This is a genomic window from Lentzea chajnantorensis, from assembly GCF_054300775.1.
Map to the genome: position 1 here is coordinate 321,229 of NZ_JBSDZT010000002.1, position 24,069 is coordinate 345,297.

General features: G+C 71.3%; 36 protein-coding genes. 9 read left to right on the forward strand and 27 right to left on the reverse strand.

What is annotated here, in order from left to right; genetic code table 11:
• Positions 1 to 2 precede the first annotated feature (2 nt).
• From ACVDFE_RS01960 to ACVDFE_RS01985, 6 genes are all read right to left on the reverse strand, one after another.
• Complete coding sequence (locus ACVDFE_RS01960; protein ID WP_458429365.1) at positions 3 to 464, reverse strand: hypothetical protein; 462 nt, start codon at positions 462 to 464, stop codon at positions 3 to 5.
• Positions 458 to 1,687 carry a DUF58 domain-containing protein gene (locus ACVDFE_RS01965; RefSeq protein ID WP_458429366.1) on the reverse strand — a complete coding sequence of 410 codons (1,230 nt, stop codon included), beginning with the start codon at positions 1,685 to 1,687 and terminating at the stop codon, positions 458 to 460. The genes ACVDFE_RS01960 and ACVDFE_RS01965 overlap by 7 nt, the downstream gene beginning before the upstream one ends.
• Entirely contained in the window at positions 1,684 to 2,625 is a 942-nt protein-coding gene (locus tag ACVDFE_RS01970) for an AAA family ATPase (protein WP_360385936.1), read from the reverse strand. The genes ACVDFE_RS01965 and ACVDFE_RS01970 overlap by 4 nt, the downstream gene beginning before the upstream one ends.
• Positions 2,626 to 2,734: 109 nt before the next feature.
• Positions 2,735 to 3,085 (reverse strand): hypothetical protein, encoded by a 351-nt coding sequence (locus ACVDFE_RS01975; RefSeq protein ID WP_360385934.1) that lies wholly within the window; start codon positions 3,083 to 3,085, stop codon positions 2,735 to 2,737.
• Positions 3,082 to 3,687, reverse strand: a complete 606-nt coding sequence (locus ACVDFE_RS01980) for a DUF4129 domain-containing protein (protein WP_458429367.1) — start codon at positions 3,685 to 3,687, stop codon at positions 3,082 to 3,084. Before ACVDFE_RS01980 ends, ACVDFE_RS01975 begins: the two co-directional genes overlap by 4 nt.
• Positions 3,688 to 3,790: 103 nt before the next feature.
• The gene (locus ACVDFE_RS01985; protein WP_458434249.1) at positions 3,791 to 4,498 is read right to left on the reverse strand and encodes a uracil-DNA glycosylase; all 708 of its coding nucleotides are present in this window, start codon (positions 4,496 to 4,498) and stop codon (positions 3,791 to 3,793) included.
• Between ACVDFE_RS01985 and ACVDFE_RS01990 the strand changes: the two genes are divergently transcribed.
• A complete protein-coding gene (locus ACVDFE_RS01990) occupies positions 4,454 to 5,911 on the forward strand; it encodes a S10 family peptidase (RefSeq protein WP_458429368.1) in 1,458 nt (485 codons plus the stop codon). The genes ACVDFE_RS01985 and ACVDFE_RS01990 overlap by 45 nt on opposite strands.
• A gap of 163 nt (positions 5,912 to 6,074) precedes the next feature.
• Here ACVDFE_RS01990 and ACVDFE_RS01995 read toward each other — a convergent pair whose 3' ends face one another.
• Both ACVDFE_RS01995 and ACVDFE_RS02000 read right to left on the reverse strand, forming a co-directional pair.
• Positions 6,075 to 6,290, reverse strand: coding sequence for a DUF397 domain-containing protein (locus tag ACVDFE_RS01995; RefSeq protein ID WP_458429369.1), 216 nt, complete (start codon positions 6,288 to 6,290; stop codon positions 6,075 to 6,077).
• A 22-nt stretch (positions 6,291 to 6,312) separates the two neighbouring features.
• Entirely contained in the window at positions 6,313 to 7,164 is an 852-nt protein-coding gene (locus ACVDFE_RS02000; protein WP_458429370.1) for a helix-turn-helix domain-containing protein, read from the reverse strand.
• 328 nt (positions 7,165 to 7,492) lie between these two features.
• On the opposite strand from ACVDFE_RS02000, the gene ACVDFE_RS02005 reads away from it, so the two are divergent.
• Genes ACVDFE_RS02005 through ACVDFE_RS02035 form a run of 7 tightly spaced genes read left to right on the forward strand, consistent with a single transcriptional unit; the run spans position 7,493 to position 9,071 of the window.
• Positions 7,493 to 7,792 (forward strand): hypothetical protein, encoded by a 300-nt coding sequence (locus tag ACVDFE_RS02005; protein WP_458429371.1) that lies wholly within the window; start codon positions 7,493 to 7,495, stop codon positions 7,790 to 7,792.
• Positions 7,789 to 7,932: a hypothetical protein gene (locus ACVDFE_RS02010; protein WP_458429372.1), complete on the forward strand. Its 144-nt coding sequence runs from the start codon at positions 7,789 to 7,791 to the stop codon at positions 7,930 to 7,932. The genes ACVDFE_RS02005 and ACVDFE_RS02010 overlap by 4 nt, the downstream gene beginning before the upstream one ends.
• A complete protein-coding gene (locus ACVDFE_RS02015) occupies positions 7,929 to 8,204 on the forward strand; it encodes a hypothetical protein (RefSeq protein ID WP_458429373.1) in 276 nt (91 codons plus the stop codon). The genes ACVDFE_RS02010 and ACVDFE_RS02015 overlap by 4 nt, the downstream gene beginning before the upstream one ends.
• On the forward strand, positions 8,194 to 8,370 hold the full coding sequence (locus ACVDFE_RS02020; RefSeq protein ID WP_458429374.1) for a hypothetical protein: 177 nt from the start codon (positions 8,194 to 8,196) through the stop codon (positions 8,368 to 8,370). The genes ACVDFE_RS02015 and ACVDFE_RS02020 overlap by 11 nt, the downstream gene beginning before the upstream one ends.
• Positions 8,367 to 8,627, forward strand: coding sequence for a hypothetical protein (locus ACVDFE_RS02025; protein ID WP_458429375.1), 261 nt, complete (start codon positions 8,367 to 8,369; stop codon positions 8,625 to 8,627). The genes ACVDFE_RS02020 and ACVDFE_RS02025 overlap by 4 nt, the downstream gene beginning before the upstream one ends.
• A 12-nt stretch (positions 8,628 to 8,639) precedes the next feature.
• Positions 8,640 to 8,786, forward strand: a complete 147-nt coding sequence (locus ACVDFE_RS02030) for a hypothetical protein (RefSeq protein WP_458429376.1) — start codon at positions 8,640 to 8,642, stop codon at positions 8,784 to 8,786.
• Between the two features lie 9 nt (positions 8,787 to 8,795).
• Complete coding sequence (locus ACVDFE_RS02035) at positions 8,796 to 9,071, forward strand: hypothetical protein (protein WP_458429377.1); 276 nt, start codon at positions 8,796 to 8,798, stop codon at positions 9,069 to 9,071.
• Between the two features lie 90 nt (positions 9,072 to 9,161).
• On the opposite strand, the gene ACVDFE_RS02040 is transcribed toward ACVDFE_RS02035, so the two are convergent.
• From ACVDFE_RS02040 to ACVDFE_RS02055, 4 genes are read right to left on the reverse strand one after another with little or no spacing between them, the layout of a single operon-like run.
• Positions 9,162 to 9,512, reverse strand: coding sequence for a hypothetical protein (locus ACVDFE_RS02040; RefSeq protein ID WP_458429378.1), 351 nt, complete (start codon positions 9,510 to 9,512; stop codon positions 9,162 to 9,164).
• Between the two features lie 3 nt (positions 9,513 to 9,515).
• Positions 9,516 to 10,322 (reverse strand): hypothetical protein, encoded by an 807-nt coding sequence (locus tag ACVDFE_RS02045; protein ID WP_458429379.1) that lies wholly within the window; start codon positions 10,320 to 10,322, stop codon positions 9,516 to 9,518.
• 1 nt (position 10,323) lies between these two features.
• Complete coding sequence (locus tag ACVDFE_RS02050; protein WP_458429380.1) at positions 10,324 to 10,968, reverse strand: hypothetical protein; 645 nt, start codon at positions 10,966 to 10,968, stop codon at positions 10,324 to 10,326.
• On the reverse strand, positions 10,965 to 11,228 hold the full coding sequence (locus ACVDFE_RS02055) for a hypothetical protein (protein WP_458429381.1): 264 nt from the start codon (positions 11,226 to 11,228) through the stop codon (positions 10,965 to 10,967). The genes ACVDFE_RS02050 and ACVDFE_RS02055 overlap by 4 nt, the downstream gene beginning before the upstream one ends.
• Before the next feature lie 127 nt (positions 11,229 to 11,355).
• Between ACVDFE_RS02055 and ACVDFE_RS02060 the strand changes: the two genes are divergently transcribed.
• The gene (locus ACVDFE_RS02060; protein ID WP_458429382.1) at positions 11,356 to 11,754 is read left to right on the forward strand and encodes a hypothetical protein; all 399 of its coding nucleotides are present in this window, start codon (positions 11,356 to 11,358) and stop codon (positions 11,752 to 11,754) included.
• Here the strand turns inward: ACVDFE_RS02060 and ACVDFE_RS02065 are convergent, their stop codons facing one another.
• The 15 genes from ACVDFE_RS02065 to ACVDFE_RS02135 form a co-directional block, all read right to left on the reverse strand.
• A complete protein-coding gene (locus ACVDFE_RS02065) occupies positions 11,755 to 11,937 on the reverse strand; it encodes a hypothetical protein (protein WP_458429383.1) in 183 nt (60 codons plus the stop codon).
• Positions 11,934 to 12,620: a hypothetical protein gene (locus tag ACVDFE_RS02070; RefSeq protein WP_458429384.1), complete on the reverse strand. Its 687-nt coding sequence runs from the start codon at positions 12,618 to 12,620 to the stop codon at positions 11,934 to 11,936. Before ACVDFE_RS02070 ends, ACVDFE_RS02065 begins: the two co-directional genes overlap by 4 nt.
• A 34-nt stretch (positions 12,621 to 12,654) precedes the next feature.
• Entirely contained in the window at positions 12,655 to 13,320 is a 666-nt protein-coding gene (locus tag ACVDFE_RS02075) for a hypothetical protein (RefSeq protein WP_458429385.1), read from the reverse strand.
• Between the two features lie 548 nt (positions 13,321 to 13,868).
• Positions 13,869 to 14,939 carry a hypothetical protein gene (locus tag ACVDFE_RS02080; protein ID WP_458429386.1) on the reverse strand — a complete coding sequence of 357 codons (1,071 nt, stop codon included), beginning with the start codon at positions 14,937 to 14,939 and terminating at the stop codon, positions 13,869 to 13,871.
• Positions 14,940 to 14,972: 33 nt separating this feature from the next.
• Positions 14,973 to 15,827, reverse strand: a complete 855-nt coding sequence (locus ACVDFE_RS02085) for a hypothetical protein (protein WP_458429387.1) — start codon at positions 15,825 to 15,827, stop codon at positions 14,973 to 14,975.
• Positions 15,828 to 15,834: 7 nt separating this feature from the next.
• Entirely contained in the window at positions 15,835 to 18,762 is a 2,928-nt protein-coding gene (locus ACVDFE_RS02090) for a phage tail protein (protein ID WP_458429388.1), read from the reverse strand.
• Between the two features lie 31 nt (positions 18,763 to 18,793).
• A complete protein-coding gene (locus ACVDFE_RS02095; RefSeq protein ID WP_458429389.1) occupies positions 18,794 to 19,036 on the reverse strand; it encodes a hypothetical protein in 243 nt (80 codons plus the stop codon).
• 65 nt (positions 19,037 to 19,101) lie between these two features.
• Entirely contained in the window at positions 19,102 to 19,482 is a 381-nt protein-coding gene (locus ACVDFE_RS02100; RefSeq protein WP_458429390.1) for a phage tail assembly protein, read from the reverse strand.
• 115 nt (positions 19,483 to 19,597) lie between these two features.
• The gene (locus tag ACVDFE_RS02105) at positions 19,598 to 20,464 is read right to left on the reverse strand and encodes a phage tail tube protein (protein WP_458429391.1); all 867 of its coding nucleotides are present in this window, start codon (positions 20,462 to 20,464) and stop codon (positions 19,598 to 19,600) included.
• A 55-nt stretch (positions 20,465 to 20,519) separates the two neighbouring features.
• Positions 20,520 to 20,942, reverse strand: coding sequence for a hypothetical protein (locus tag ACVDFE_RS02110; RefSeq protein ID WP_458429392.1), 423 nt, complete (start codon positions 20,940 to 20,942; stop codon positions 20,520 to 20,522).
• A 5-nt stretch (positions 20,943 to 20,947) separates the two neighbouring features.
• On the reverse strand, positions 20,948 to 21,238 hold the full coding sequence (locus ACVDFE_RS02115; RefSeq protein WP_458429393.1) for a DUF5403 family protein: 291 nt from the start codon (positions 21,236 to 21,238) through the stop codon (positions 20,948 to 20,950).
• A gap of 1 nt (position 21,239) precedes the next feature.
• Positions 21,240 to 21,587, reverse strand: a complete 348-nt coding sequence (locus ACVDFE_RS02120; RefSeq protein WP_458429394.1) for a hypothetical protein — start codon at positions 21,585 to 21,587, stop codon at positions 21,240 to 21,242.
• On the reverse strand, positions 21,584 to 22,069 hold the full coding sequence (locus ACVDFE_RS02125; RefSeq protein ID WP_458429395.1) for a hypothetical protein: 486 nt from the start codon (positions 22,067 to 22,069) through the stop codon (positions 21,584 to 21,586). Before ACVDFE_RS02125 ends, ACVDFE_RS02120 begins: the two co-directional genes overlap by 4 nt.
• 2 nt (positions 22,070 to 22,071) lie before the next feature.
• Positions 22,072 to 23,292, reverse strand: a complete 1,221-nt coding sequence (locus tag ACVDFE_RS02130; RefSeq protein WP_458429396.1) for a hypothetical protein — start codon at positions 23,290 to 23,292, stop codon at positions 22,072 to 22,074.
• 65 nt (positions 23,293 to 23,357) lie between these two features.
• Positions 23,358 to 24,032 carry a hypothetical protein gene (locus tag ACVDFE_RS02135; protein ID WP_458429397.1) on the reverse strand — a complete coding sequence of 225 codons (675 nt, stop codon included), beginning with the start codon at positions 24,030 to 24,032 and terminating at the stop codon, positions 23,358 to 23,360.
• Positions 24,033 to 24,069: the final 37 nt, after the last annotated feature.

Consider the following 24,069-nt stretch of genomic DNA (forward strand, 5'->3'; position numbering starts at 1 on the left):
GTTCAGATCCTCAGTGCGACGACCCCGATGAGCACCGTGAGAGAGCCCAGGCCGAGCAGTTCCACGAGCCCGGTCCGAGTCCCTGATGGGATGAACGCGGTGAACGCCGCAACAACGAATGTGATCGTCTGAACAATGGCGAACCGGCGTGCCGGTGCTTTCAGCGCGGCGGGTTCCACATTCGTTTTCACCGGAACGACCGCCGCGAGCGCGGACGTCACGTGAACGAGGTGCAACAACGGGATCATCACCAGCACCCCGAGCCGCAGCGGGTGCCCGTCCCCGAACGCCATCGTGACCGCCGCGTACCCGATGAGCAACGCCGGTCCCGCGCTCGCCGGCAGGAACACCGACAACGCGGTCAGCCCCGCGACGACGACCAGCGGCACGATCGAGTCCGCTTCGGCGTTGAGGACCAGGGCCACCGGGAGCGCGGCCAGGACGAGCGCGAGCCGCATCAGCATCCGCTCGTCACCCTCACGCCGTGCCGCGCCATCCGCCGCAGCCGCACGCGGTGCTCCGCGGCGATCAGCTCCGCCGCCACCTCGCCCCACGGGGTCTCGCGGTCGGGTTCGAGCGGCGCGGGCAGCGTGTCGACCGCCAGCACCAGGTGACCGCGTTTCGCCGTCTGCACGGCCAGGTCGGCGATGTCGTCGTCGATGAACGGCGACAGCAGCACGACCACGCAGCCGTGCGGGAGAGCGCGCAGCACGGGTTTGGCCGACCACCCCGCGGCCTGCGCGCACACGACGAGCTGCGTGCGGATGCGCATCAGGTGGCGGCGCCCGACGCCGGAGCGGACGTTGAGCTGCGGCCGGCCCAGGTCCACCAGCGCCACCCGGTCGCCCTGCCGCAGGTACCCGGCGGCCATCGACGCGGCGCCGCGCACCGAGCGGTCCAGGCTGCCGTCCGGGCGGGTGGTGGCGCCGTGGCGGACCGACGCCCACTCGCCGACCTCGGCGCCGAGGTCGGTCCTGGTGTCCACCGCCAGCACGACCTCCGCGTCGGCCTCGGCGTGCCGTTCGCGGACGTGCAGCGCGCCGGTGCGGGTGGTGACCCGCCAGTCGATCCGCCGCAGCCGGTCGCCGGGCTGGAACGCGCGGATGTCGCGCAGCTCGGTCGAGTCGCCGGGGCGTGGTGAGCGGTGGACGCCGACCAGGCCGGCCGGGCGCGGCGGTAGCGGGCCGGCCGGGTGGTGCTCGACCGGCGGCAGGATCGTGCGGACGTGCTCGACGCCGACGACCGGGCCGTGGACGTGCAGGCCGTCCGGTCCGGCGAAGAGGTGGTCGAGCCGCAGGTCGACGCCGGGTCCCCAGGCGTCGCGGCGGACCTCGACGGGCAGGTCGGGCACCTCGGCGGGCAGCGCGACGACCTTGCCGGGCAGCTTCACGACGGCGATCTCGGCGTCGGCGCCCTCGACGTGGGCGACGGTGTGCACGAGCCCTGCGCCCGCACCGCGCGGGACGGGCCGGACCTCCACCGTCGGCGTGCCCTTCGGCCTGGTCGTGAGCAGCACCGACAGCACGAGCGGGGTGCCGAACAGGACGAGCTCCACCTCGTGCAGGAACAGCCCGGCCAGCACCAGCCCGAGGCCCAGCCACACCGCCCGCGCGTAGGCGTCGGTGGGGTGCCAGTGCGCGCCGTGGGAGGCGGCGAACGCCTCGCGGATCCGGTCGGCCCTGCTCATGCGCTCGGTGGTCCCGGCACCCTGCCGAGCAGCTCGGTCACGACCTGCACGCCGCTCACGCCGGAGGTCCACGTCTCCGGCTTCAGCACGAGCCGGTGCGCGAGGACCGCGACGGCGCACTCCTTGACGTCCTCTGGCAGCACGTAGCCGCGTCCGTCCAGGGTGGCCAGTGCGCGGGCGACGAGCACGAGCCCCTGCGCGCCCCGCGGGGAGGCGCCGACCTCGACCGACGGGTGCTGCCGCGTCGCGCGGGCCAGGTCGACGCAGTACCGCAGCACGTCTTCGTCCACAGTGGACAATTCAAGCTCCCGCTGCAGCTCGGCGAGCCGGCCGGGGGCCAGCACCGGCGGCACCTCGGCGTCCTCGCGCTGCCGGGCGATGCGCCTGCGCAGGACCTCGACCTCCTCGTCGACCGGCGGGTAGCCGATGTCGAGCCGCACCAGGAACCGGTCGAGCTGCGCCTCCGGCAACGGGTAGGTGCCCTCGTACTCCACCGGGTTGGAGGTGGCCAGCACGTGGAACGGCGCCGGCAGCGCGAACGTGCGGCCCTCGACCGTGACCTGCCGCTCCTGCATGGCCTCCAGCAACGCCGACTGCGTCTTGGGCGGCGTGCGGTTGATCTCGTCGGCCAGCAGCAGCCCGGTGAACACCGGCCCCTCGCGGAACTCGAACTCGCGCGTGCCGGGGTCGTAGAGGAACGACCCGGTGACGTCGGCGGGCAGCAGGTCGGGTGTGCACTGCAGGCGCCGGAAGTCGAGGCTGAGCGCTTGCGCGAGCGACCGGGCGATCAGCGTCTTGCCCAGCCCCGGCACGTCCTCCAGCAGCACGTGGCCACCGGCCAGCACCGCCGCGAGCGCGAGCCGCACCGTGCGCCCCCGCCCGACCACGACCCGGCCGATCTCGTCGAGAACGGCCTCGGCCTCCAGCTCGATCGTCACTCGCCCCTCCCGGGTGGTTCGTCCGCCGCGGTCCCGGTGCTCCGCACGCGCCGCAGCGCCGGCAGGGACTCGGGCAGCCACACGCCGTGCGTGCCGGTCTCCCGGACCCTCACTCGACCCTCCTGAGCCGTTCCGCGAGGTCCGCGGGGTCCGGCATGCGGTCGGCGTCGACGCCGAGCCGCCGCAACCGCGCGCGGAACCGCTCGTCGAACCGGGTCTGATCCCCCGCGGCCTCCTCCAGCCTGCTCGCGAGCGTGCTGGCGTGGGCGGTGCTGATCGAGCCCGGCACCTGCGGTCCCGCGCTCCACAGCACGTCGGTGGCCCTGGGCAGCCGGGTGACCAGCACGGCGAACGCGGCGGGCGGCACGGCGAGCGCGGTCGCCCAGAGCGGCGTGGCGCCCAGCCACCACAGCACGCCGCCGATGACGACCCCGGCGCCCAGTGCGAGAACGGTCCTCACGCGAGCTCCCTGATGATGCGGTCCAGCTCGTCCCTGGCGGCGCGCGCCTGCTGGGCGGTGACGTCCTCGTGCCCGAACCGCGCGCGTTGGTAGAGGCCCCTGAGCACGTCGGCGTCGACGCCCAGGCCCCTCGTGAACTCCGTCGGCGTCTGGTGCGGCTCGCGCGTGCGCGTTCCTTCGAGCGCCAGCCAGGCAGCGATGACGGCGTCCCGCGGCGGCCGGTCCGGGTGCCCGGTGAACTCCTGCAACGCCTTCTCGGCCCGCCGGACGAGCGCCTGCTCCGGCGGCAGCGCGGTGTCCCCCACCTCGACCCCGCGGGTGCCCCCGCGCCGGCGCCACCGCGGCAGCTCGACCGCGAGCACGAGGCCGACCAGTCCGAACAGGACGAGCACCAGCAGCACGAACAGGAACACCGTGAACGGCACCGCCACCACGTCCGGCAGCTCACCGGGCACCTGCAGGTCCACCGGCAGCGAGTTGTCGGCGGGCCGCGGCGGCGAGGAGCCGGTGCGCGGCACGAACCGCACCGGCGACGCCCCGCTCGCCGCGGCGGCCACGACCAGCAGCGCCGCGACGGCCACACCGGCCCGCCACCACCTCATGCGCGCCAGCGTCGCACGCCCGCGCGCGTTTCCCCACCGGTTCGCAGGATCGAGCCGGTCGGTCCCGGTGCGGGAACACCGCGCGGCGCCGCCGCACGTCCAGTCAGCTCAGCCCCGCGTGCTCCTTGGCCCGCAGCAGCAGCCCTTGCAGCATCTCCTGCGTCAACCGCCCGGTGTAGGTGTTGTGCGGCGACACGTGGTAGCAGCCGAACACGCGCACCCCACCGGCCTCCACCTCCACCCCGTGCCCGAACTTCACCGGCGAACCACCCACCAGAGGCAGGAACGCCTTCCACCCGAACGCGCCCAGCACCACGACGGAACGCAGGTTCGGCAGCAGCGCCATCTCCTCCCGCAGGTACGGCAGGCACCGGTCGCGTTCCTCCGTCGTCGGCTTGTTCTCCGGCGGCGCGCACCGCACCGGGGAGGCCATCCGCAGGCCGTGGAGCTCCAGGCCGTCGTCGCGGGAGGTGCTGGTGGGCTGGGAGGCGAAGCCCACCTCGTACAGCGCGCGGAACAGGAAGTCGCCGGACGCGTCGCCGGTGAACATGCGGCCCGTGCGGTTGCCGCCGTGGGCCGCGGGGGCCAGGCCGACGATGAGGACGGAGGCGTCCATCGGGCCGAAGCCGGGGACCGGGCGGCCCCAGTAGACCTGGTCGCGGAAGGCGGCGCGTTTGGTGCGCGCGGCGGTTTCGCGCCAGGCGACCAGGCGCGGGCACGCTCGACAGGACGTTATTCGATCGTCGAGTTCCGTAGTGTTGCTCCCATGTCCGAGGAGAAGACCGAAGAGAAGCCAGTATCTCCTGCCGATGATCTGGTCACCACCCAGCACAGCACCACCGTCAAGGGCCGGGAGCTGAACTACACCGCCACCACCGGGCGTGTCGTGCTCAGGGAGGAGGTGCTCAAGGACGGCGTCTTCGAGGGTCACAAGCCGAAGGCGGAGGTGTTCCTGACCGCCTACACGCTGGACGGCGCCGACCCGTTGAAGCGGCCGGTCACGTTCGCGTTCAACGGTGGTCCCGGCAGTGCCAGCGTGTGGCTGCACATGGGTCTCCTCGGACCGCGCCGGGTGCTGTCGGGCGACGTCGGCAACCTCACGCCGCCGCCGTACGGCATCGCGGACAACGAGGAGACGTTGCTCGCCGAGAGCGACCTGGTGTTCATCGACCCGGTGTCGACGGGCTACTCGCGGGCCGCCGAGGGGCAGAAGCCGGGCGACTACCACGGCTACCAGCCCGACATCGACTCCATCGCGGAGATCATCCGGCTGTGGACCGCGCGCAACGGGCGGTGGATGTCGCCGAAGTTCCTGTGCGGCGAGTCGTACGGCACGTTGCGGGCGGCAGGGCTGGCCGAGCACCTGCAGAAGAAGCACGGCATGTACCTCAACGGGCTCATGCTGATCTCGTCGGTGCTGGACTTCGCGACGCTGCAGTTCAACGAGGGCCACGACCTGGCCTACGCGCTCTACCTGCCGACGTACGCGGCGATCGCGCACTACCACGGCCTGCACGGCGACCGGCCGCTCAAGGAGGTGCTCGCCGAGGCCGAGGAGTTCGCCTCGCGCGACTACCCGTACGCGCTGGCCCGCGGCAACCGCCTGCCCGACCACGAGCGCGCGGCGGCGATCAGCAGGATCGCGCACCTCACCGGCCTGTCCGAGGAGTACGTGGACGCGGTCGACCTGCGCATCGAGCACATCCGGTTCTTCACCGAGCTGCTGCGCAAGGACCGCAAGACCGTCGGCCGCATCGACGCCCGGTTCACCGGGTGGGACAAGGACTACGGTCGCGAGGAGATCTCCGCGGACCCGTCCATCGACGCCATCCTCGGCCCGTACGCGGCGGTGCTCAACCACTACCTGCACGCCGAGCTGGGGTACTCCAGCGACCTGCCCTACGAGGTGCTCTCGCGGGTCATCGAGCAGTGGTCCTACAAGGAGTTCGAGGGCCGGCACGTCACCACGGCGGGCAAGCTCTCGGCCGCGATGCGCTCGAACCCGCACCTGAAGGTGCACGTGGCGTTCGGCTGGTACGACGGCGCCACGCCGTACTTCGCCGCCGAGCACCTGATCGCGCACCTGCAGATCCCGAAGGAGCTCACCGCGAACATCGAGTCGGCCTACTACCCGGCCGGCCACATGATGTACGTGCACGAACCTTCAAGAGTTCAGCAGTCAGAAGACCTTGCAGCGTTTGTGAAATCCGCTTCGAACGTGTGACCGTCCGTGGGGCGACTGTGGGGCACGCACCCCATCATCGCCCCACAGACGCGAGCCAGCAGCAGAGCAGGCCGACAGCACGCCCTGCTGCCTGAGGCAGCCCAGCACGACATGCAGAGGCCCCGCCCGAACTCATCGGGCGGGGCCTCTGTGGTTGAGCGGGTCAGTCCCTGAGGAACGGGCCGGCCGTCGCCGCAGCGACGAACGCTCTGCCGGCCTCGGTGCTGAACCTGAGCACGGTGCCGTCTGGGTTCTTCGAGTCCCGCACAGCGAGCTGGTTCCGCGTCTGGCGCATCTCGACGCAGTTGCCGCTCTCGCCGCCGCTGTAGCTCGACTTACGCCAACGCGGCTCCTCCGCTCCCTTCTTGTCCGGGATCATGCGATCCCTCCCTCTGCTGGTGTCACGGTTGCGAGATGACACTATCGAGCCGGGCCAGGGTTTCCTCGGCCGACAGGGCAGCCTCAAGCACCCGCGCGAAGACGAGCTCGTAGTGAGCGACGCGGCTTTCTTCGTCAACGAACAGCCCATCGGTCAACGTTTCCACGTAAACAGTTTTCGGACGAGCACCGGGAGGCGTCAGCACAGTAAACGGGAAGAACAGGGCGTCCGTCAGGCCGACCTCTTCCGGAATCACCCGAACGGTGACGTGCGGTCGAGCTGCAATCTCTGCCAGATAGCGCAGCTGCTCCGCCATCACCTCACTGCCGCCGACGTCATTACGTAGCACGCGATCGAGGATCACGAGCGTGAACTCAGGCGGGTTCGGAGAATTCAAGCGCGCTTGCCGTGCCATGCGAGCCTGCACAAGGTGCTCCACATCGGCCGCCCGCAGCGACGAATTCGTTCGCAGGACAGCGCGGGCGTACGCAGGTGTCTGGACCAGGCCATGCAGGAGATCCGGCCTGTAGGACTCGACAACGCGCGCTGTTTCCTCGGTATTGAAGAATTTCCGCAACCGGTCAGGAATCGCCGCGCCCCACGGCGTCTTTGGCCGGCGCCGTCGTGCCGCTTCTCCGAGATGTTCGAGGTCGGCTCGATCTTCGCCGTGAACGTCCAGGGCGTCGAGCACGGCGATCAGCTCAAGCCTCGACACGCTCACTTCGCCGCGCAGGATCTTGCCGACCTTGGATTCCGAGCACGCAAGCACCCTGACAAGGTCGGCACGCTTCTTGCCGCGGTCCTCCAGCAACTCGTTGAGCCGGTCGGCAAGGCGGCCCTTGTAGTCAGTTGGACTCTGGTCGGCGCTGCTCATGACTCTCCTTGGCCTTGATCGCGACCACAGTGTGCACGACAGCACCCGGTCGCATCCTCACCCAATCGGGCGTCTGGTCAACCTGACCGGTCAGGTTTACGGTCAGTTCTGCTCGACCGTGACGCCGGTCGGAGCACCCGTCCCGCACCACGTCACGGTTGCAAACCAGTGGTGCGGGACGGGCCGCAAACCGATACCGCCGAACCCTGCGAGTTGATGCCATGACGACGCCTCAGCCCTGGACCGTCGACCGCACGGACGTCATCGGCAGATCCACCACCCTGACGGCACACGCTGCTCGCGAGCAGCCGCCCGTCGCGCGGCCCGAATGAACTGCAAGCGCCCCGACGCCGCGGTGCGGTGGCGCCGGGTCACCACGACGGCGAGCGGCGAGCAGTTCCCGCCGTCGTCGTGTTGCGCCAGCTTCCGGCAGCTGGCGCAGGGCACGCCCTACCGGACGCCTGCTCGACAGGGCGTGCCCCCCAAGCTCGCCTGGCGCGACACCAACTCAGGACGTCGCTCGGTCGTCCTGATGCGCCAGGCGTACGGCGCGGTGCCGTGCGCTCTCCCCCTCGACGCGGCACCGCGCCCCACCAACCGAACGGCAACGGGAAGGGGCTCGCGGTGAGCTACCTCGCGAACCTGATCGACGGCATGTCGTCGCTGATCGTCACGTGGATCAGCATCGCCGAGGTGCACCGCCGCACCTGCGACTGCCAGGACGCGCAGCCGCCCGTCACCGACGTGTTCTTGGTGAGGTCGTCGTGAGCATCCCCGCAACACCGGGCCACGCCTGGAAGTCCACCGCAGAGGGGCTGCGGCACCAGCTGCGGTACGACGACAACAGGTACGACGAGCACGGGCGGCAGACGGCGCGGTGCGGCGAGCTGGTAACGCCGGTGCTTGACCAGCCCGCGTGCCCCGGCTGCCTCGTGGCGTCCCCGGCCGCCGAGCTCGCGGACGGACTGGAGGCACGCAGCGCCGCCCGCTTCTCGGCGCAGCTGGAGCCGGAGCCGGAGGACCTGCGCCGTGACCGCTGACCTCACCGTCGCCGCGCTCCTGCAGCGCGAGGGCGTGCAGTGGCCGGCGGTCTCCACGTCGCGGCACGCCCTCCACGAGACGAGCGACCTGCAAGCCTTCTGGGCGGACGGGTTGACGCCACGCCAGTACGTGCCATCGGTCGCCGAGGACTCGCGCGACAGGTGAGCCTCGAAGAGATCCGCGCACAGATCACCGACCTGCGCGACCGGGTTCTCGCCGCCAGCGCGGAGGCCGACTCGATCATCGCGAGGTTCGATACCGACTTCATGCCGACGGTGAACACGACGTTCGCTGGCTCCGAGAGCCCAGCAGCACTCGCGTCCATCGCGGCACTGAGGACAGCCTACGAAGCAGCGTTCGGTTTCAGTGCAACGCTTTTCGCGGCGGCTGACGAGCTACAGACCTATGTGGACGGTATGTAAGGAAGGGTTGAAATGAACGAAGAAGCCGACGACCTGCGGCACGGCACCCAGCCGGTGCAGCCGCCGGCGAGCCCCGACCTCCTGCAGCAGCAGACCGAGGGCCGTCCCGACCCCCGGCCGGGACCGGCGACGGGCGACCAGCCCTACGACGACCGCTGAGGCTGTGACATGACGGAGAAGAACTGCGACGCCCAGCTGACCCACACGTTCGTGCCGTTGGCAGCGCCGCCCAGAACCGCCGTAGTCAGGTGCGAGCTGGCCCCGCACACCGACGGCAACCATCGGTGCACCGACCCGAACCATGAGTGGCCGATCGGGAAGACCGAGCAGACGGAGTTCGAACCGGACCCGCCGCGCCGCAGCCGGTTCAAGCCCCCGCCACCGGGCTTCAGCGGGCGGATCGTCGACAAGCAGGGCCACCGCTGGGCGAACCCTGGACGGTGACGCCGCACCCACCCGGACACGGCGAAAAGGCCCCCGCCCAGGTTCTCGAGAACCTGGGCGGGGGCCTTCAGCGTTGAGCGGGTGCAGCGGTCAGGGCGTGTCGTCCCGCTCGATCAGCAGCACGCTGGTGTCGGGGCCGTCCTCGAAGGTCCGGGCGACAACGAGCGCCTGGCCCTCGTTGTCGCGCGGGTCCTCGACCGGGGTCACGAGCGGCTCGGCCGCCTTCGCCACCCTGAACGCGGTGTAGACCGCGCCGACCAGGGTCACGGCGCCGGGGATGGCGCCGAGCAAGCCGGTGAGCGCGTCGCCCTGCGCCGCGGTGATGACGCCCCAGCCGACCAGACTGGTGACGACCGAGGCCGCCAGGGCGACCGCCGATCCGACCGTGCGGACCTGCTCCAGGATGGGGCGGGGCCGGCCGTTGATGTCGATGGTGCTCACCGTTCAGACCTCCGATCCGGGCGAGCGCTGCACGCCGCCCAGGTTGTAGATGCGGGCGAACAGCTCCAGGAGCTCGCGTTCGAGGTCCTGCGGCGTCACGCCGCCGGTGGGTGCGGGGAGGTTCGCCGCGATGCTCTTGCCCAGCCGCTCGTAGTCGGTCGGCGTGGTCTCGTCCTGCCCCTCGCGCACCGCGGCCAGCAGCTCCGAGTGCTGCTCGGTGAGCGCGCCGGCGATGTTGTCGACCGAGGCCTGCAGCCGTTCCAGCTTGGCCGCGTTGGTGGTCAGCCACACGCGGGCCGGTGGCGCGTAGCTGGGAGTGCTGTGGCTCGGGACCGGCGTGGTCCACACCTCTGCTGCTGTCACGTCGTCCTCCTTGGTCAGTCCGGGCAGAGCCCAGGGTCGGGTGTCGTCCGCGCTGGCGGTGGCCATGACGGACAGGTGCAGGTGCTGGTGGTGCCCGCTGGACTGCTGCCAGGTCCACGGGCGGTAGCCGTTGCCCGCGACAGCGCGGGAGTCCATCAGCCGTCCCCGCCAGATCAGGTACTTGATCCGCGGGTCGCGCGACGCGATCAGCGCGGCGGCGAGCCGGTCGCAGTCGAGCCCGCCCGCCGGGTCGTGCGTGAAGTCGCGGGCGGTCACCAGCGGCTGGCTGGCCAGCACGAACCACGGGTTGTGGTCGCTTGCGGAGCCCTGCGCGCGGTGCGCGTCGTCTCCAATGGACCCATCCGAGGCGCGAGACCTGTTGGGCGCCAACGTGTTGAGCTGGGCGAGCAGCTTGTCGAGCGAGCGCGCAACGCGCCAGTCGGGCATCTCAGCCTCCGAAGCGGAGTAGGGGCGGGTTGGTGGTGGTGCTGCCCGGTGGCCCGGTCGACGCCGCGGTGCACGTGTAGGTCGGCGCGGTGTCCGGGCTGCCGGCGTCACGAGCGCAGGACTGGGTGCGGCCGTCGCCGTCGACCCACGACCAGCCCGCTGGCGGCACGCCGTCGCGGCCGGGCTGCCCGTCGAGCCCGTCCTTGCCGTCGACCCCGTTGGTGCCGTCCTTGCCGTCCTTGCCGTCCGCGCCGTTCTGGCCGTCCCGGCCGGACTCGCCGCGGCACTGGCTGGACTCGAACACGCAGGCCGGGGTGACGCCGTTCGTGCCGTCACGACCGTTGACGCCGTCGCGGCCGGGCGTTCCCTGCTCGCCGCGTTCGCCGGGGGCCGGTGGCTGGACGGCGGGCGTGCCGCCGAGCTCGCGGACCTGACCGGCGAGCGTCTGCGCGGCCTCTGCGGCGGCGCGCTGCTGCTGGTCGAGCGCGCTGATCTCGTTGGTGTGGCTGATGTTCGCGATGGCCAGCCACACCAGACCCGCGAGGGCAGCGGCCAGGCCGACCCACATCCACCGATGTCCCTTGCGGTCGCGTGCGTCTTCGGCTGCCTGGTGCAGGGCCGTGCTGATCCGGTCGTCGGCGGTCACCCCTGCTCACCTCCTCGCTGGTCGTTGGGCTTGTTGGGGTCCTGCAAGTGCTTGAGGACCGCCTCGATCTCGTCAGGCGTCACCTCGCCGTCGGCCGCGGCCTCGGCCAGCGCCTGGGCGACGCGTTCGGCACCGCCCTGCGCTGCCGCCGGCCGCTCCGTGCGCTGGGTCCGGCGCCACCCGGCGAGCGCACCCAGCAGCCCGGTGACGGCGAGCACCAGGCCGCCGACGGAATCGAGGAGCGCGGCGATCTGCTCCACCCGTCACCTCCTCCAAAAGGGGTCAATTTCGGGACAAAAGGGACCGAGGCGTAGCGCTGGGCGTCCCTGATGCCGATAGATATGCGGGAGGCCGCCGCGGGGCGGCCCCGAGCTCAGGGGGTTGTACGTGAAGAGGAAGGCGGCCGTGGTGACGGCCAGCGCGCTGGGCGCGCTGCTGCTCAGCGGTGGGATCACGTTCGCGCTGGCGTCTGGCGGCGGGGACGCGCCGGCCGGTACCGAGCAGCTGCCGACGAGCTCGTCGTCGAGCACCGTGTCGACGCCGAGCTCGTCGAGCGTCGCGCCGACCACGACCACCGTGGTGCTGCCGAGCACCACGCAGCAGCAGGCGCCGGCTCCGCAGGTGCCGCCCGCGCAGCAGCCCGCGCCGCGTGTGGCCGATCCGGAACCCACGACTCAGGACCCGGTGCCGACGGAGACGCCGCGGCCGCCCGCTGGCACGCCGACGGTGCCGGCGCCGATGTGCACCGACCCGGTCACCTTGCAGCCGGTGCCGTGCGGGTCGTAGCTACTGCGCCGTAGCGGACTCGACTCCGCCGTCCTCCGCCCGCTGTTCTCCGTCGAGGAGGCCAGCGGGCGGTGGCATTCTCGGCGTCGACATGGCGGGCCTGGTCGGCGTCGCGGGGGCGACCGGGTCCGACGCGTCGATCACCGGCGCGTCGCTCAGGTCTGGGACGTGAGGCTCCGTCATGAGGCCTCGTTCCGGATCGTCATGTCCGCGCCGATCCGGCCGGTGCCACCGGTACGCCGGCACTCCAGCACCAACCGGTGCTGCGACATGTGTGTGCCCGGAACCGCGAATGGCCCGACGTCCACGTACGTGACGGCGAAGCCAACCGTCTGGGTGGCTCCGACCTGCACCCCGTCGAGCATGAGCCGCATCTCACCAGTGGTCCCTGACGTCGTCGCGCAGTGGACCACCTGGACGTAGGTCCTCGGGTGTGACTTGTAGACCCACCCGGTATCGACCAGGCCCTCGAACGAGCTGGCATCGGTGCTGGGTAAGGCATCGAACCGGATTCGTCGCGTTGGCCAGGTCAACGAGGGACGCGCGAGGCCTTGACCGCTCACGCCGTCGTCGCTGACGACGATGTTGTTCAGGTTGTCGTGCAAGGCCCATGCCTGCGAGCCCGACGTCGAGAGGGTCCGCAGAACGAACGTCCCGTTGTCCCTCAAGAGCCCGAACTCGCGCTTGCCGTCCAACCCCTTCTTGGCGTACAGGGTGTAGACCCCGGCGGAGGTCACGATCTCGAACGCGCCGTCATCCTGGATCAACAGACCGCCGGCGGAGATCACAGCGCGATAGAGCGTCTTGCGCGCGAGTTCCCGCACCTCGTCGAACTTCGTGTTGAGGACCTGCGCGACGGTGCTCAAGCGGCCTTCTGGTGGCATGGCGGCACTTTCCTGCTTAGAAGCGGAGGGGGACGGGTGCAAGGGTGAGCGCGAGTTGGTCGCGGGTGGGGCCGTGGCCGAGGTCGATGATCCGGCGGCGGTAGTCGCCGTCTGCGAGCCACGGCTCACCGATCACGAAGAACAGGGCGTCATCACCGGGCGCGACGCTCGACACGTCGGGGCCGTCGCCGACGAGGTGGACGACGGCGGTCCAGTTCTCGATGGCGCCGCCGCCGTAGAGCTCGGCGTAGGCGGTGGCGTAGGCGGTGAGCGTGGCCAGCTCGGTGACCGAGCCGTGCTCGGCGGCGACGCGCCACCGTCGTGGCGCCCCAGCGGCCCGCCTGGCGGTGTTCTGCGCGGCGCCGATGATCCTGCCTCGCTCGGTTCCTTGGCCTGGCACAAGCCAATCTGTGGCCGTGGGCACCCAGTCGGTGGTGGGTGAGACGGAGACGAGGTCGCTGCCGGAGGCCCACACGTGCGGGCTTCCGGACTGCCCGAGGTAGGGGCTGCCGGTGCGCACCACCCACTCCAGGCCGGTGCGGTCCGCGGTCAGTCTGGGCGCCATTTCCACGTCGCACCCGTCCTGGCGCTGGGTGATCTGGTGGATGCGCTCCCCGACCATGCCGAGGTCGTAGCCGGGGTAGGTGATGGTCGAGGTGCCCGCGACGTCCGGCTCGTACACGAGCGGGAAGCTCGCAGTCCGTCCAGGTCTCCATCTGCTCCAGCAGCCGCCGGACGATGGTCCGCCAGGACAGCGGGCCGAGGGTGGTGTCGGCGGCCGGCGAGGTCCAGTTCGTCGTGGCGGCCGGGCCCACCGGGCGGTCGTCGCACAGCGTCCAGATCCCTCCACACTCCACGGTGAGGTAGGAGTCGACCAGGTCCTCTGTCCGGGTGGGAGTGACCTTCGCGATGGGCCCGGCCTGGGCGACCCACGTGCCCGTGCACCACGCGAGGCTGTAGCGGTCGCCGTCGGTCAGCAGCTCGCGCAGCTCGGCGCGGCCGATCATCTCGGAGTACACGGGGATCTGCGCCGTCAGCGCACCGCGGGCGTTGACGCCGCGCGACCACGACGGCACCGAGTCGCGCACGAGCGGGAGCTCGCGGACCACCGCGCCGGTGCGGGTCTCGGCGATCAGCAGCTCCCACGTCGGCGGCGGCGCGGCCGGCGTTCCTGGATCGAGGTCGGTGGAGCTCGTGGTCAGCGCGGTCGTCACGGTGTTCCCCCTTCCGTCAGACGGGGATGACCGTGCAGGACAGCAGGTTGTACGCGGCCGAGGTCTGCGCGAACGCGGCGTTCGTTCCGGACTGCCTCACCAGGCTCATGTGGACGACGTGCGCGCCGGTGAGTGTGGCGTCGGACGCGCCGGTGGCGGTGCGCATGACGTCGGTGAGCAGCGCCCCGGTGGCGTTGACCGCGCCGTAGGTCTGCCCCAGCACGGCGCCGAGCGTGCCGTCCAGGCGCAAGCCGAGGTCGTAGTGGGTGCCGATGCCCTGCGACCACACCAGCGAGCCGGACACGTCGAGCCGGTACGGCCATCCGGGGTCCGGGATCGAGATCGTCGCCACGGAGATGTTCGGCGTGCCGGTGGAGGTGTCGACCGTGCGCGTGGAGTACTGCAGCTGCTGGGTGCCGTGCCACTGCCCGTCCGCGCGCCACACCTCGATCTGCTGGTGGGTGCGGCAGTACCGCGCCTCACCGGGCAGCACACCGGGGTCGGAGTGCGAGTCGCCGGCCAGCATGAGCCGCACCGCGCCCCTGATCCCCGCGGCGCGCCTCAGGTCGGTGATGTTCGCCGAGGTGACTTGGGTCGCGTTCGCGGCGATGGCGAGCTCGGCCAGCGGGATGGCGCCGGTGGGCACCGCGGGCAGCAGCGGCGTTCCGGCCGGGGTGCCGGTGACGCTCCACAGCCTGGTGCGGGTGTCGGCGTCGCCGATCGAGGCGTCGAGCACCTGGGCGACGATGAGGTCCCGGCGCGGGTTGGTGGTCGACGAGGCCGGCAGGTCGATGCGGCCGGTCGAGCGCAGCGTCGAGACGTACGGGCCCTGCCCGGACCGGCTGATCACGCACTGCCCGAGGTAGGACCGCACGGCCATGCCCGGCGTCGGCGAGTCCGGGACGATCATCAGGTCGAGGTACAGGCCACCGCCGTACGCGGAGGGCAGCACACCGTCCCGATAGGACGAGAGCGGGTTGACCGCGTTCGCGCCGACCGCGAGGAAAGCACCGTCGTGGTACCGGCCGTCGATCGCGTTGTTGCCGGGCTGGGTCCAAGTGTCCTCGAACGTGTAGTCAACGGCCACTGGCCACCTCCTTCGCTGTTGGGCGGGCCGCGGTCACCACTGCGCGGTGGACCAGTAGGCGGTGAGGAGCGCGGTCGCGGGCATCGAGTCCGCGGCGAAAGCCACCAGCAGCTCGGAGCGCGCGGGCACCGTGAACCACCTGCTCCCGGCCGCTCGTGCGCGGCGGTCCGCGGTGCCGCCGAGCCGCACCGTGCGGCGCCTCGGGTTGGTGTCGATCTCGACCCACGGCACCGCGCCGGCGGCGGTGGTGAGCGTGTCGTTGTAGCGCAACAACCCGTCGATCTGCGGTGCGCTGATGCGCGGGTTGACCAGCGACTCACCGGGCACAGTGGACCCGCTGACCACGAACCGGACCGGCGCGTCCGCGTAGCCCGGATTGGCCAGCACCACCGAGCCGGTGGAGACGACCGTCCCCCATGACAGCCCCGTCGACCAGTCCAGCCCGGTCGTCCAGGGCAGGCCACCGCTGGACTGCGGCGGCAACACCGGCAGCGACCGCGGCACGCCGTACTTGCGCGGGTCCGGCGCCCGCAGCTGCAGCGTCCAGTCCAGCACCGACCCGCCGGGCCGGATCGTGACGATGGGGGCCGCGTCGCGGCGCACCCAGGCCGACAGGTCGCCGGTCTCCTCGGTGCACCGCAGCTCCCAGAGCCGGTCCGGCCGGGCGGGGTCGAGACACAGCGCTGCGAGCCGGTGCTCAGCACGGCGCCGTGTCTCCCAGTCCGGTGCCCACACCCAGCCGCGCAGGCTGATGATGCGGGCGGTGTCGGCGTTGGCCGGAGACCCCGACCAGCCCTCCTCTGCCTCCACCGTCCACTGTGCACCGTCGCCGTCCGTCCCGTCGTTGAACCACAAGCCGTCCAGCAGCCACTTCACCCGCAGGCCCACCAGCTCGTCACCTCCTCAGCGCGTGCAGAAGCCGGTTCTCACTGGTGCTGATCACCGAGTCGGCGTCTGCGCCGCGGGCGTCGATGTGCTGGGTGACCGTGATCCCGCCGGCCTGCGTCGTGCCGTCGCCGGTGGTGGTGATCCCGTCTCCGGACAGCCGCACCGCCTGGGTGAGCTCCCTCGACGCCGAGACGACCAGCGGCACACCGGACCGCATGCCGGAAGCGAAGTCCCTTGCCAGCGCGATACCGGAGCGGTCGGTGTAGCCGGACCCCGACAGCGGGCCCCGTTTGGCGGGTGAGCGCGGGAAGAAGTCCTTGACCGTCTGCACGATGCCGGACGCGGCATCGCTGACCGCGCCGAACATCGACTTGATCCCGTCGATGAAGCCGCGGATCAGCGCCCTGCCGGACTCCATCAGCAGGGAGCCCAGGTTGCCCAGCACCGCAACGATCCGACTCGGCAGCAAGGCCACCCATGCCAGGATGCCCTCACCGGCCGACACCGTGGCCGAGCGCGCCGAGCTCCAGGCGTTGGACGCCCAGGCGCCCAGCGACGCGGCCAGCGAGCCGACCGCGGACACGATGCGCCCTGGCAGGCCAGCCGCCCAGGCGAGGGCCTGCTCGGCGGCGGCGAGTCCGGTCGTGGAAGCCCACTCCCACGCCGAGCGCGCCCAGGTGCCCAACATCGTCTGCAGCGAGACCACCGCGGTGAGGATGCGGCCCGGTAGCGACGACGCCCAGGTGACGGCGTTGTCGACGCCAGTGCTGATCGCGGTCGTCGCGTACTCCCAGGCGGCGGTGAGCTGCTGCCACAGCAGCAACCCCAGCTCGCCGCCCAGCTTCGCGAACGCGATCGGCAGCGCGACCAGGGCGCCGACGATGTACCCGATGCCGGTACCGACGGCGGTCGCCGCGAAGATGAACGCGTCGTGCAGCAGCCGCCACAGCACGCCGGGCAGCTGCTGCACGGCGGTGACGATCCGGCCGGGCAGCTCCTGGAACCAGACCACGACGCTGTCCACAAAGGACGACAGTCCGGAGGAGGCCTGGTCGCCCAGGTCGGACAGCCAGCGGCCGACCGCCGAAGCGGCACCGGACAGGGCGCCGGTGAAGTCCGACAGGCTCAGCGACGACACCGCGTCGCCGAAGTCGGTGAACCAGCCGATCAGCCGGCCGATGGCCGCACCGGCGTCGGACAGCGCCCCGCCGATCTTGTCGAAGTACAGCCAGCGGGAGAAGTCGTTGGCCAGCTTGTTGATCCAGTCCGCCCCGGTGGCGGCCTTGTCGATGACGAGCGCCAGCCCCGCCGCGAACTTGCGCACGATCGGAATGGACGTGGTGAGGTTGCGGGAGAACACATTCGCGACCAGCTCCGCCAGCCGGGCCAGCGGCGGGATCAGCGGCGCGGCGGCGATCAGCACGTCGGTCAGGGCCTGCCCGAGGTTGATCAGCGACTCCGAGATCCGCGGGTCCGCGAACGCATCGGACAGCTGCTGCGCCACGGTTTCCAGGCCGGGTCCGAGCTTGGCGAGCGCCTGGCCGAGGCCGTCGATCAGCTTCGTGACGCCGGGTCCCAGCGCCTTGGCGATCTTGGCGGCAGGCTCGACGATGCGGCCTAGCGCCTTGACCAGCGACTCGATCACCGGGGCCAGGACCTGACCGGCCTCGCGCAGCGCCCGCATCACCGACAGCAGCGCGTCGCGGCCTTCACCGGCGGACAAGAACGTGTTGACCGAGCGCAGCAGCTCGGTCAGCGTGCCGGTCAGGCCGGAGCTTTCGTCGGTGGCCGCCGACAGCACCGCGTGCACGATCCCGCCGACCTGGCGCAGCAGGCCACCGACCTGGCGCAGTGCCGCCGCGGCGTCGGTGATCCACTGCATGGCCTGCCCGGACTCGCTGATCCGCGTCAGCCACTGCCCGAACGCCACCGCTGTGCTGTTCGCGGACTGCGCCAGCCGTGACACCGCCGGCAGGGCCGCCGTGGCGAGGTCGCGGAACCCGCGGACCACCGCGATCACGCCGTCACGCGTCGAGGCGATCGCACCGCGCGCCGTGTCGAACGCACCCGAGAGCAGGTCGACGGTCTTGGACTCGCGCGCCACGCCGAGCAGGGCCGCGGCGAGCTGGCCCGCCTCGGCCGTCACCGCCGACATACCGGCCTTGAGCGGGCCGAGAAGCACATTCGCGGTGTCGGTCAGCTGGTCCTTGAGCTGGCTGAACAGGGCATCCTGCACCTGCTCGCGCAGCGCCTTGAACGCCGGCTGCAGCCGCTCGAACTCGCGTGCCACCGACTGGGCGGCGGGCGAGAGCTGCTTGAGCGCTTCGGCGAACTTCTCCGGGTCGCCGACCTGCTTGAGTGCCTCGCCGAACCCGGACAAGCCGACCTTGAGCGCGACGACGCCGGCCGCAGCCGCGACACCGAACGCCGGGACAGCGGCCAGCGCCCCGGACATCGCCGCCACCGCGGCGGTGACGCCGACCGCGCCGTTGACCGCCGCCCCGGCGACCGCCGCGAACGCGCCGATCTTGAGCGTCGTGCCAGCGACACCGCCGCCCAGGCGGGTGAATGCGCTGATGGCCTTGCGGATCTGCCCGGCGCGGTCGACGTCGAGGTCGACGTCGACCTTGGGTGCGCGGGACTTGAGCTGGGCGGCCAGGACCTTGAGGTCACGCTCGGCGGCGGCACCGTCCAATGTGGCCGGGATCGCCACCTCGGTGACCTTCTCGGCCCGGCCGACCAGCTTCTGCAGCTCGGCCTGGAACTTCTTCTCGGCCTTCTCGTTGACGCCGAGGCCGACGTTCAGGACGGTGCGCTGCTCGACCCGCGTGAGGTACTTGCTGAGCGCGGGCCCGAACCGTGTGGTGTCGGGCAGGATGCGCACACCGGCGCGAGCAACGATCACCGCGCCGGTGCCACCAGAGCTTTCGGCCACGAGGAATCACCCCCGTATCCGCGTTGCTGGGTCAGATCGGGAGTGCTTCGTCCAGCGTTGCCACGCGGTGCGGCTGCTCAGGCCGGGGCAGCTTGGACTTGTAGCCGCCGGTGCCGGTGGCGTCGCGGGTCTGCGCGGCGATCTCCACCGGCGTGGTCCAGGACCGCATGTGCTGGCCGCCCAGCAGTTCCGCCACGTACGCGGAGCCCTCCGGCAGGTAGCGCAGCAGCGCCAGGACGTGCCGCGGGGTTACCGGGGTGCCGTCGCGGAACACGTCGGACAGCCGGGTGTGGCAGTAGTGCGCGAGGTCGAACTCGATAGCCTCGCCGTGCCGCTCGATCAGCTCGGCGAGGTCGAGGCTTCCCCCGCCTGGGTCGCCGCCACGAAGTCCTCGATCAGCGTCAGCAGCAGCCCGAGGTCGTCACCGCAGCGCCGCAGCAGCTCGTCGACCGGTTTCTTGGTCTGCGCCACCTGCCGGAAGAACTCGCGCACGGCGGTACGCAGCTGCGCCGAGCGACCCTTGGTGTCCTCGCCCTTGGGCGTGTCCTGCAGCTCGATGATCTGCCCGAGCAGCTTCTCGATGTGATCACGCTTGCTGTCGGGCAGCCGCAGCAGGGGCAGCAGCACCGCCACATCGCCGTTGTCGAGCTCGATCTCGTAGTTGCCGTACCGGTCGTCGGCCTCGGCCTGCAACTGCGCGAACGTCTTCCTCGTGCCCACGATCATCTCCCAGCTGTGGAACGGACCTTGAGTGCGGACCACAGGACGGGGACGCCAGGGCGGGAGGTCCGCGGCCCGCCCTGGCGTTGCTCGTGCGCCGGCGGGCCGCTGAGGGTCAGCTACCGCCGGGCGTGGTGGTGGTGACCGCGACGGTGGGCGAGGTGCCACCGGTCAGCGACGCCGAGGAGGTCGTCATCTGCGGCACGTCGACCCCGGCCAGCGTGCCGACGAACTCGACGACGACCGCGGTGCCGGGCAGCGGGCCGCCGGTGCACGTGACGTTGCCGGCGCCGATGGTCGACAGCGCCTCCAGCGCCGTGCGCACCGCCGTGGCCGCCGCGTTGTACGGGATGCCGGACGTGGTCTGGCCGTTGAGCGTGGCCGTCCAGGTGCCGCCGGTCGGGCCGCCCGTGATGGCGATCTGCTGCAGCTCGTTGGCGCCCATCGGCGCGGGCACCGACAGCTCGCCGAGGTAGTCGCTGCCGTCGGCACCGAGGATCGTCGCCGCCACCGGCATGGACGCCAGCTGTGCGACGTCGAACTCCTCGCTGTCCGCGCCGATGATCGACACCCGGTCGTAGTAGCGGTACTGGGCCCGAGGACCGTCGACGATCCTGATGAACAAGACCGCTTCGGTGGGCACCGGCTTCTTCGGCGGCTTCAATCGTCCGCTGGCCACAGCCGCATTCGAACCGTGGTAGAGCTTCATCGACGCGATGTCGTACTGCAGCAGGCTGAAAGCGACCTTCAGCCGGACCGCCGACACGTCGTCGCGCATGGCCTCGTCCTGCCAGGCACCCAGCACGGTCGATTCGCCGCCCTCGCGGGCAACCTGCATCGGGCTCTCGCGCGAGGTGTAACCGACCTCGGTGTAACCCGAGGAACCGGGGTCGTCGGGGTCGGCCGGGTAAGCGGTGCCGATGGGGGCGAGCCAGTACTCGCCCTTGCCCGGCACGAGCGTGACACTCTTGTCCTTGCCCATGTTGTGTCCTCCGTGGACAGATGACGGCAGCGCCGGGCGTGCCGAGTAGGGGTGTTCAGTTCGCCCGGAAGCCGAGCGACCACACTCCGCGGAACTGAAAGACGTCGGCCGGGACGCCGGCGTCGCGGATCTCGACGGGCCGCTCGGTGACCTCGTAGCTCGTCAGGTGGCCGGCCGCGACGACGACCTGCTCGTCGACCGCGCGCCACAGCGCCCAGCGCGCGAGCTCGGCCAGGTCGGCGGCAGCGGCGACCGAGCCGCGGGCGACGGCCTCCACGGCGATCGAGGCGATGCCGTAGAGCTCCGGGTGCGGTTCGGCGCCGCCGGGCAGCTCCTGCACGAGCAGGAACGGCACCCGGCTGAACACGTTGGTGCGTTGCGTACCGATCTGGAGGCCGGGCAGGTGCGGCAGCGCGAGCTGCTGCAGCACCTGCTGCACCACCAGCGGCGCGGGCGGCAGCAGGCGAGGCAAGCCCATCAGGCTCACCCGCCGGGCTGCACGGCGTCGCGCAGGATGTGCGCGCCCTCGACCCACGAGCCGTCACGGGCGTAGTGGCCGCGCTCCAGCGCCAGCGGTGCCGGGCCGACCAGCTCGACGAACGCGTCGGTCGACGAGCCCAGCCGCAGCACGACTTCGTGACTGCCGTCGTCGCGACGGTTCGCGAGGTTCGCGCGAGCCCTCGCGAGGATCGGCGCCGCCGCGTCGACCACGGCGCCGGTGACGCCGTCGAGGTGAGCGATCGTGGAAGCGCAGTCCTTGTAGACCTGTGCCACGTCAGCCTCCTCTCGGGATCTGGGTGCGCAGGGTCACCACGGTGCGGCGGGTGCCCCGGCCGCGGGCGTACCGAGTGGGCTCGCCCTCGACGTCCCAGCGGCGGCCGTCCCACTCGACCTGAGCCCACGGCCCGGCCGGGCAGGGCACACCGCGCTTGGGCCGCATCCGGTAGACCTCACCGGCCTGCTGCCCGGTGCCGGCCAGCTCCTGCGCGGAGACCGGCCATACCATCGCCAGCACCGGAACGCCATCCGGCGACGGTGTCCACTGCGGATTCCCGTACGGGTCGGTGCCGAGGACCTGCGGGTAGACGACCACCGCGGCGTTGTGCTGGTCGAGCAGGCTCACCAGTCTTCCCCCTGTCCGACGTCGTCCGGGTCGAACGCGGCGAAGGCGTCCCCGCCCTGGCTGGTGGGGATGAGCACGACCTCGGTGCGCAACCTGCCGCGGCTGCGTGTGGTCGACACGGTGTGCAGGCCGGAGCGGGTGGAGGCGTACCGCTGGCAGATGTCCTTTTCGGACTCCGTCAGGTACGGGGTGACCGCGTCACCCTCACGCCGCCACGTGTAGCCCTCTTCGGACTCCGAGGACAGTTCGTCGGGGTTGCGGTAGCAGCGTTTGGCCGACCGCAGCACCACCGTGACCAGCGGGCCGGGGGCGTTCGCGGCGCCCGCCCCGTCCACCCAGTCCTTGCCGGTCTCGGCGCGCACCAGGTTCGAGGCGTCTTCGAGGTCGGTCTCGGCGCGTGCGAGGTCGACACCGGCCAGGGTGCCGACCTCGACGCCGATCCGCTTCTCCAGCGCCGCCACCGATGCCAGCGACGGCAACATGATCAGAGGACGATCTTGACGGCGCGCACGAACTGCGAGACGCCACCGGCCTGGGTGGTGGTGACCGCGACGCTGGGCGTCGTGCCGCCGGTCAGGCCCGCGCCGGACGCGGTCATCGCGTTGACGTTGGCGCCCGCGAGCGCCCCGACGAACGTGACCGTGTACGGGCCGCCGTTCGCGCCGGTGACCGTCACGTTGCCGGCGCCGATCGTGGACAGCGCCTCCAGCGCCGTGCGCACCGCCGACGCCGCCGCGTTGAACGGGATCGCGCCGGTGGTCTGGCCGTTGAGCGTTGCCGTCCAGGTGCCGCCGGTCGGGCCGCCCGTCATGGTCAGCGTCTGGACCTCGTTGGTGGGGGTGCCGTCGATGACGGCGTTGACGCCGGCGAACACGTCGACCATCGAGCGGTCCTGGGCGTTGCGCTGGTCGTAGTCCAGCAGCCAGCGCAACGCCAGGCCCTCGAAGGTCTCCGAGCGGCCGACCGTGGCGCCCTGCGGCACCTTGGGCGCCTGCAGCGACAGGGCGAACGCGGTGCGGTGGTACGCGAACGCCACGGTGTCGGGGATGGCCTGGGACACCAGCACGACGAACCCGGCGATCTTGCCGACCACGGCCTCGCGCAGCGTCTCCGACCAGCCCGAGGTGTCCACCTTGGACAGCCGGTCGGAGTTCAGGAAGAACTCCTCGACGTCGTTGCCGACGATCAGGTACCGGTCCGTGCCGGGCACGTTGGCCTTGTTGAGCGCCTTGCGGGCGGCCACGGCGGTCTTGTACGGGTCGGTCTGGTTGAGCGTGAGCGTGGTGGCGTAGGTCGCGCCGGTCATCTCCGCGGCGAGCGCGTCCTCGACGCCCTCGACGACACCGCGCAGCTGCGGGCCGGTGACCTGGCCGGCGAAGTCGGTGACGTCGAGGGTCAGTTCCTCGTCGGTGACGCCGACTGCCGAGTAGATGTGCATGTCGAGCGTGATGTCGACCTTGGTCTCGGCCAGGTTGTCCAGCACGATCACGCCGTCGCCCTCGGACGCCGAGGGCCGCGCACCGCGCATGGTGCGGGTGCGGGCCTTCACACGGGCCGGAACCCGCAGGGTGATCGTGTCGTCCTTCGCACCGGCGAAGTCGCCGCCCGCGTCGCGCCACACCGTGGTGGTGAGCACGATCTCGCGCTCCAGCAGACCCAGCGACGTGCGGGCGATCTTAGTTGCCTTCTGCACCGTGATGGCCACGGGTGCCTCCTCAAGTGGTGATCAGGGGACCGCGAGCGGCCCCGTGGCCGTGCGGTGAAAGGGGGTCAGAACCCGCGTCCGCCACCGCGCCGCGCGACCTTGGCGGCGAGCTTGCGGGGGTCGGTCTCGTCGGGCTCCTCGTCGGGACGGCCGCCGCCCTTGAGCCGGGTGCGCGGCCGGTTCTTGACCTTCTCGGTCCGGTCGTCCTTGTCGGACTTGCCGTCGCCGCCGAGCTCGGCCAGGAACTCATCGGCGTCGGCCTCGAGGTCTTCCTCGGTCTCGCCGACCAGGCGGGCCGCCTGCTTCTCGGTGAGGCCCTTGCGCAGAGCCACCCGCAGCCGGATGAGCTCGGACTGCGAGGTGCTGGCGAGCCGTTCGGCCTCGGTCAGCTTCTCGGCGTCCTGCTCCTCCTTGGTCTTGCTCTTGGCGACGTGGCTATCCCACTGCTTCGCCTTCTCCTCGGCCTCCTGCAGTCGCCTGCGCAGGCTCTGGTTCTCCTGGTTCTTCTTCCGCACCGCCCGCTTTCCCTTGCCGGACTTGGCGTCGTCGTCCTGGTCGTCGTCGGCGTCGTCGTCGGGCTCCTGGCCCTCGTCGTCGTCCTGGTCGTCGTCCTCGTCCTCGCCGGACCCGCCGAGCACGGGCCAGACCGGGCGACCGCCGATCACCGCGAGCGCCTCCAGCGGTTCGCCGGTGGCCGGGTCGATCAATGTGGGGTGCACGGGCACGGTGGTGTCACGCATGAGCCCTCCAGGGGCGTCAGGTGGGTGTGTCTCGCGG

Coding starts and splice junctions, on each gene's coding strand:
- ACVDFE_RS01960 (WP_458429365.1), bottom strand. CDS start 464: ATGCTGATGCGGCTCGCGCTCGTCCTGGCCGCGCTCCCGGTGGCCCTG.
- ACVDFE_RS01965 (WP_458429366.1), bottom strand. CDS start 1,687: ATGAGCAGGGCCGACCGGATCCGCGAGGCGTTCGCCGCCTCCCACGGC.
- ACVDFE_RS01980 (WP_458429367.1), bottom strand. CDS start 3,687: ATGAGGTGGTGGCGGGCCGGTGTGGCCGTCGCGGCGCTGCTGGTCGTG.
- ACVDFE_RS01990 (WP_458429368.1), top strand. CDS start 4,454: ATGTCCGAGGAGAAGACCGAAGAGAAGCCAGTATCTCCTGCCGATGAT.
- ACVDFE_RS01995 (WP_458429369.1), bottom strand. CDS start 6,290: ATGATCCCGGACAAGAAGGGAGCGGAGGAGCCGCGTTGGCGTAAGTCG.
- ACVDFE_RS02000 (WP_458429370.1), bottom strand. CDS start 7,164: ATGAGCAGCGCCGACCAGAGTCCAACTGACTACAAGGGCCGCCTTGCC.
- ACVDFE_RS02005 (WP_458429371.1), top strand. CDS start 7,493: ATGAACTGCAAGCGCCCCGACGCCGCGGTGCGGTGGCGCCGGGTCACC.
- ACVDFE_RS02030 (WP_458429376.1), top strand. CDS start 8,640: ATGAACGAAGAAGCCGACGACCTGCGGCACGGCACCCAGCCGGTGCAG.
- ACVDFE_RS02035 (WP_458429377.1), top strand. CDS start 8,796: ATGACGGAGAAGAACTGCGACGCCCAGCTGACCCACACGTTCGTGCCG.
- ACVDFE_RS02045 (WP_458429379.1), bottom strand. CDS start 10,322: ATGCCCGACTGGCGCGTTGCGCGCTCGCTCGACAAGCTGCTCGCCCAG.
- ACVDFE_RS02065 (WP_458429383.1), bottom strand. CDS start 11,937: ATGACGGAGCCTCACGTCCCAGACCTGAGCGACGCGCCGGTGATCGAC.
- ACVDFE_RS02105 (WP_458429391.1), bottom strand. CDS start 20,464: ATGGGCAAGGACAAGAGTGTCACGCTCGTGCCGGGCAAGGGCGAGTAC.
- ACVDFE_RS02110 (WP_458429392.1), bottom strand. CDS start 20,942: ATGGGCTTGCCTCGCCTGCTGCCGCCCGCGCCGCTGGTGGTGCAGCAG.
- ACVDFE_RS02125 (WP_458429395.1), bottom strand. CDS start 22,069: ATGTTGCCGTCGCTGGCATCGGTGGCGGCGCTGGAGAAGCGGATCGGC.
- ACVDFE_RS02135 (WP_458429397.1), bottom strand. CDS start 24,032: ATGCGTGACACCACCGTGCCCGTGCACCCCACATTGATCGACCCGGCC.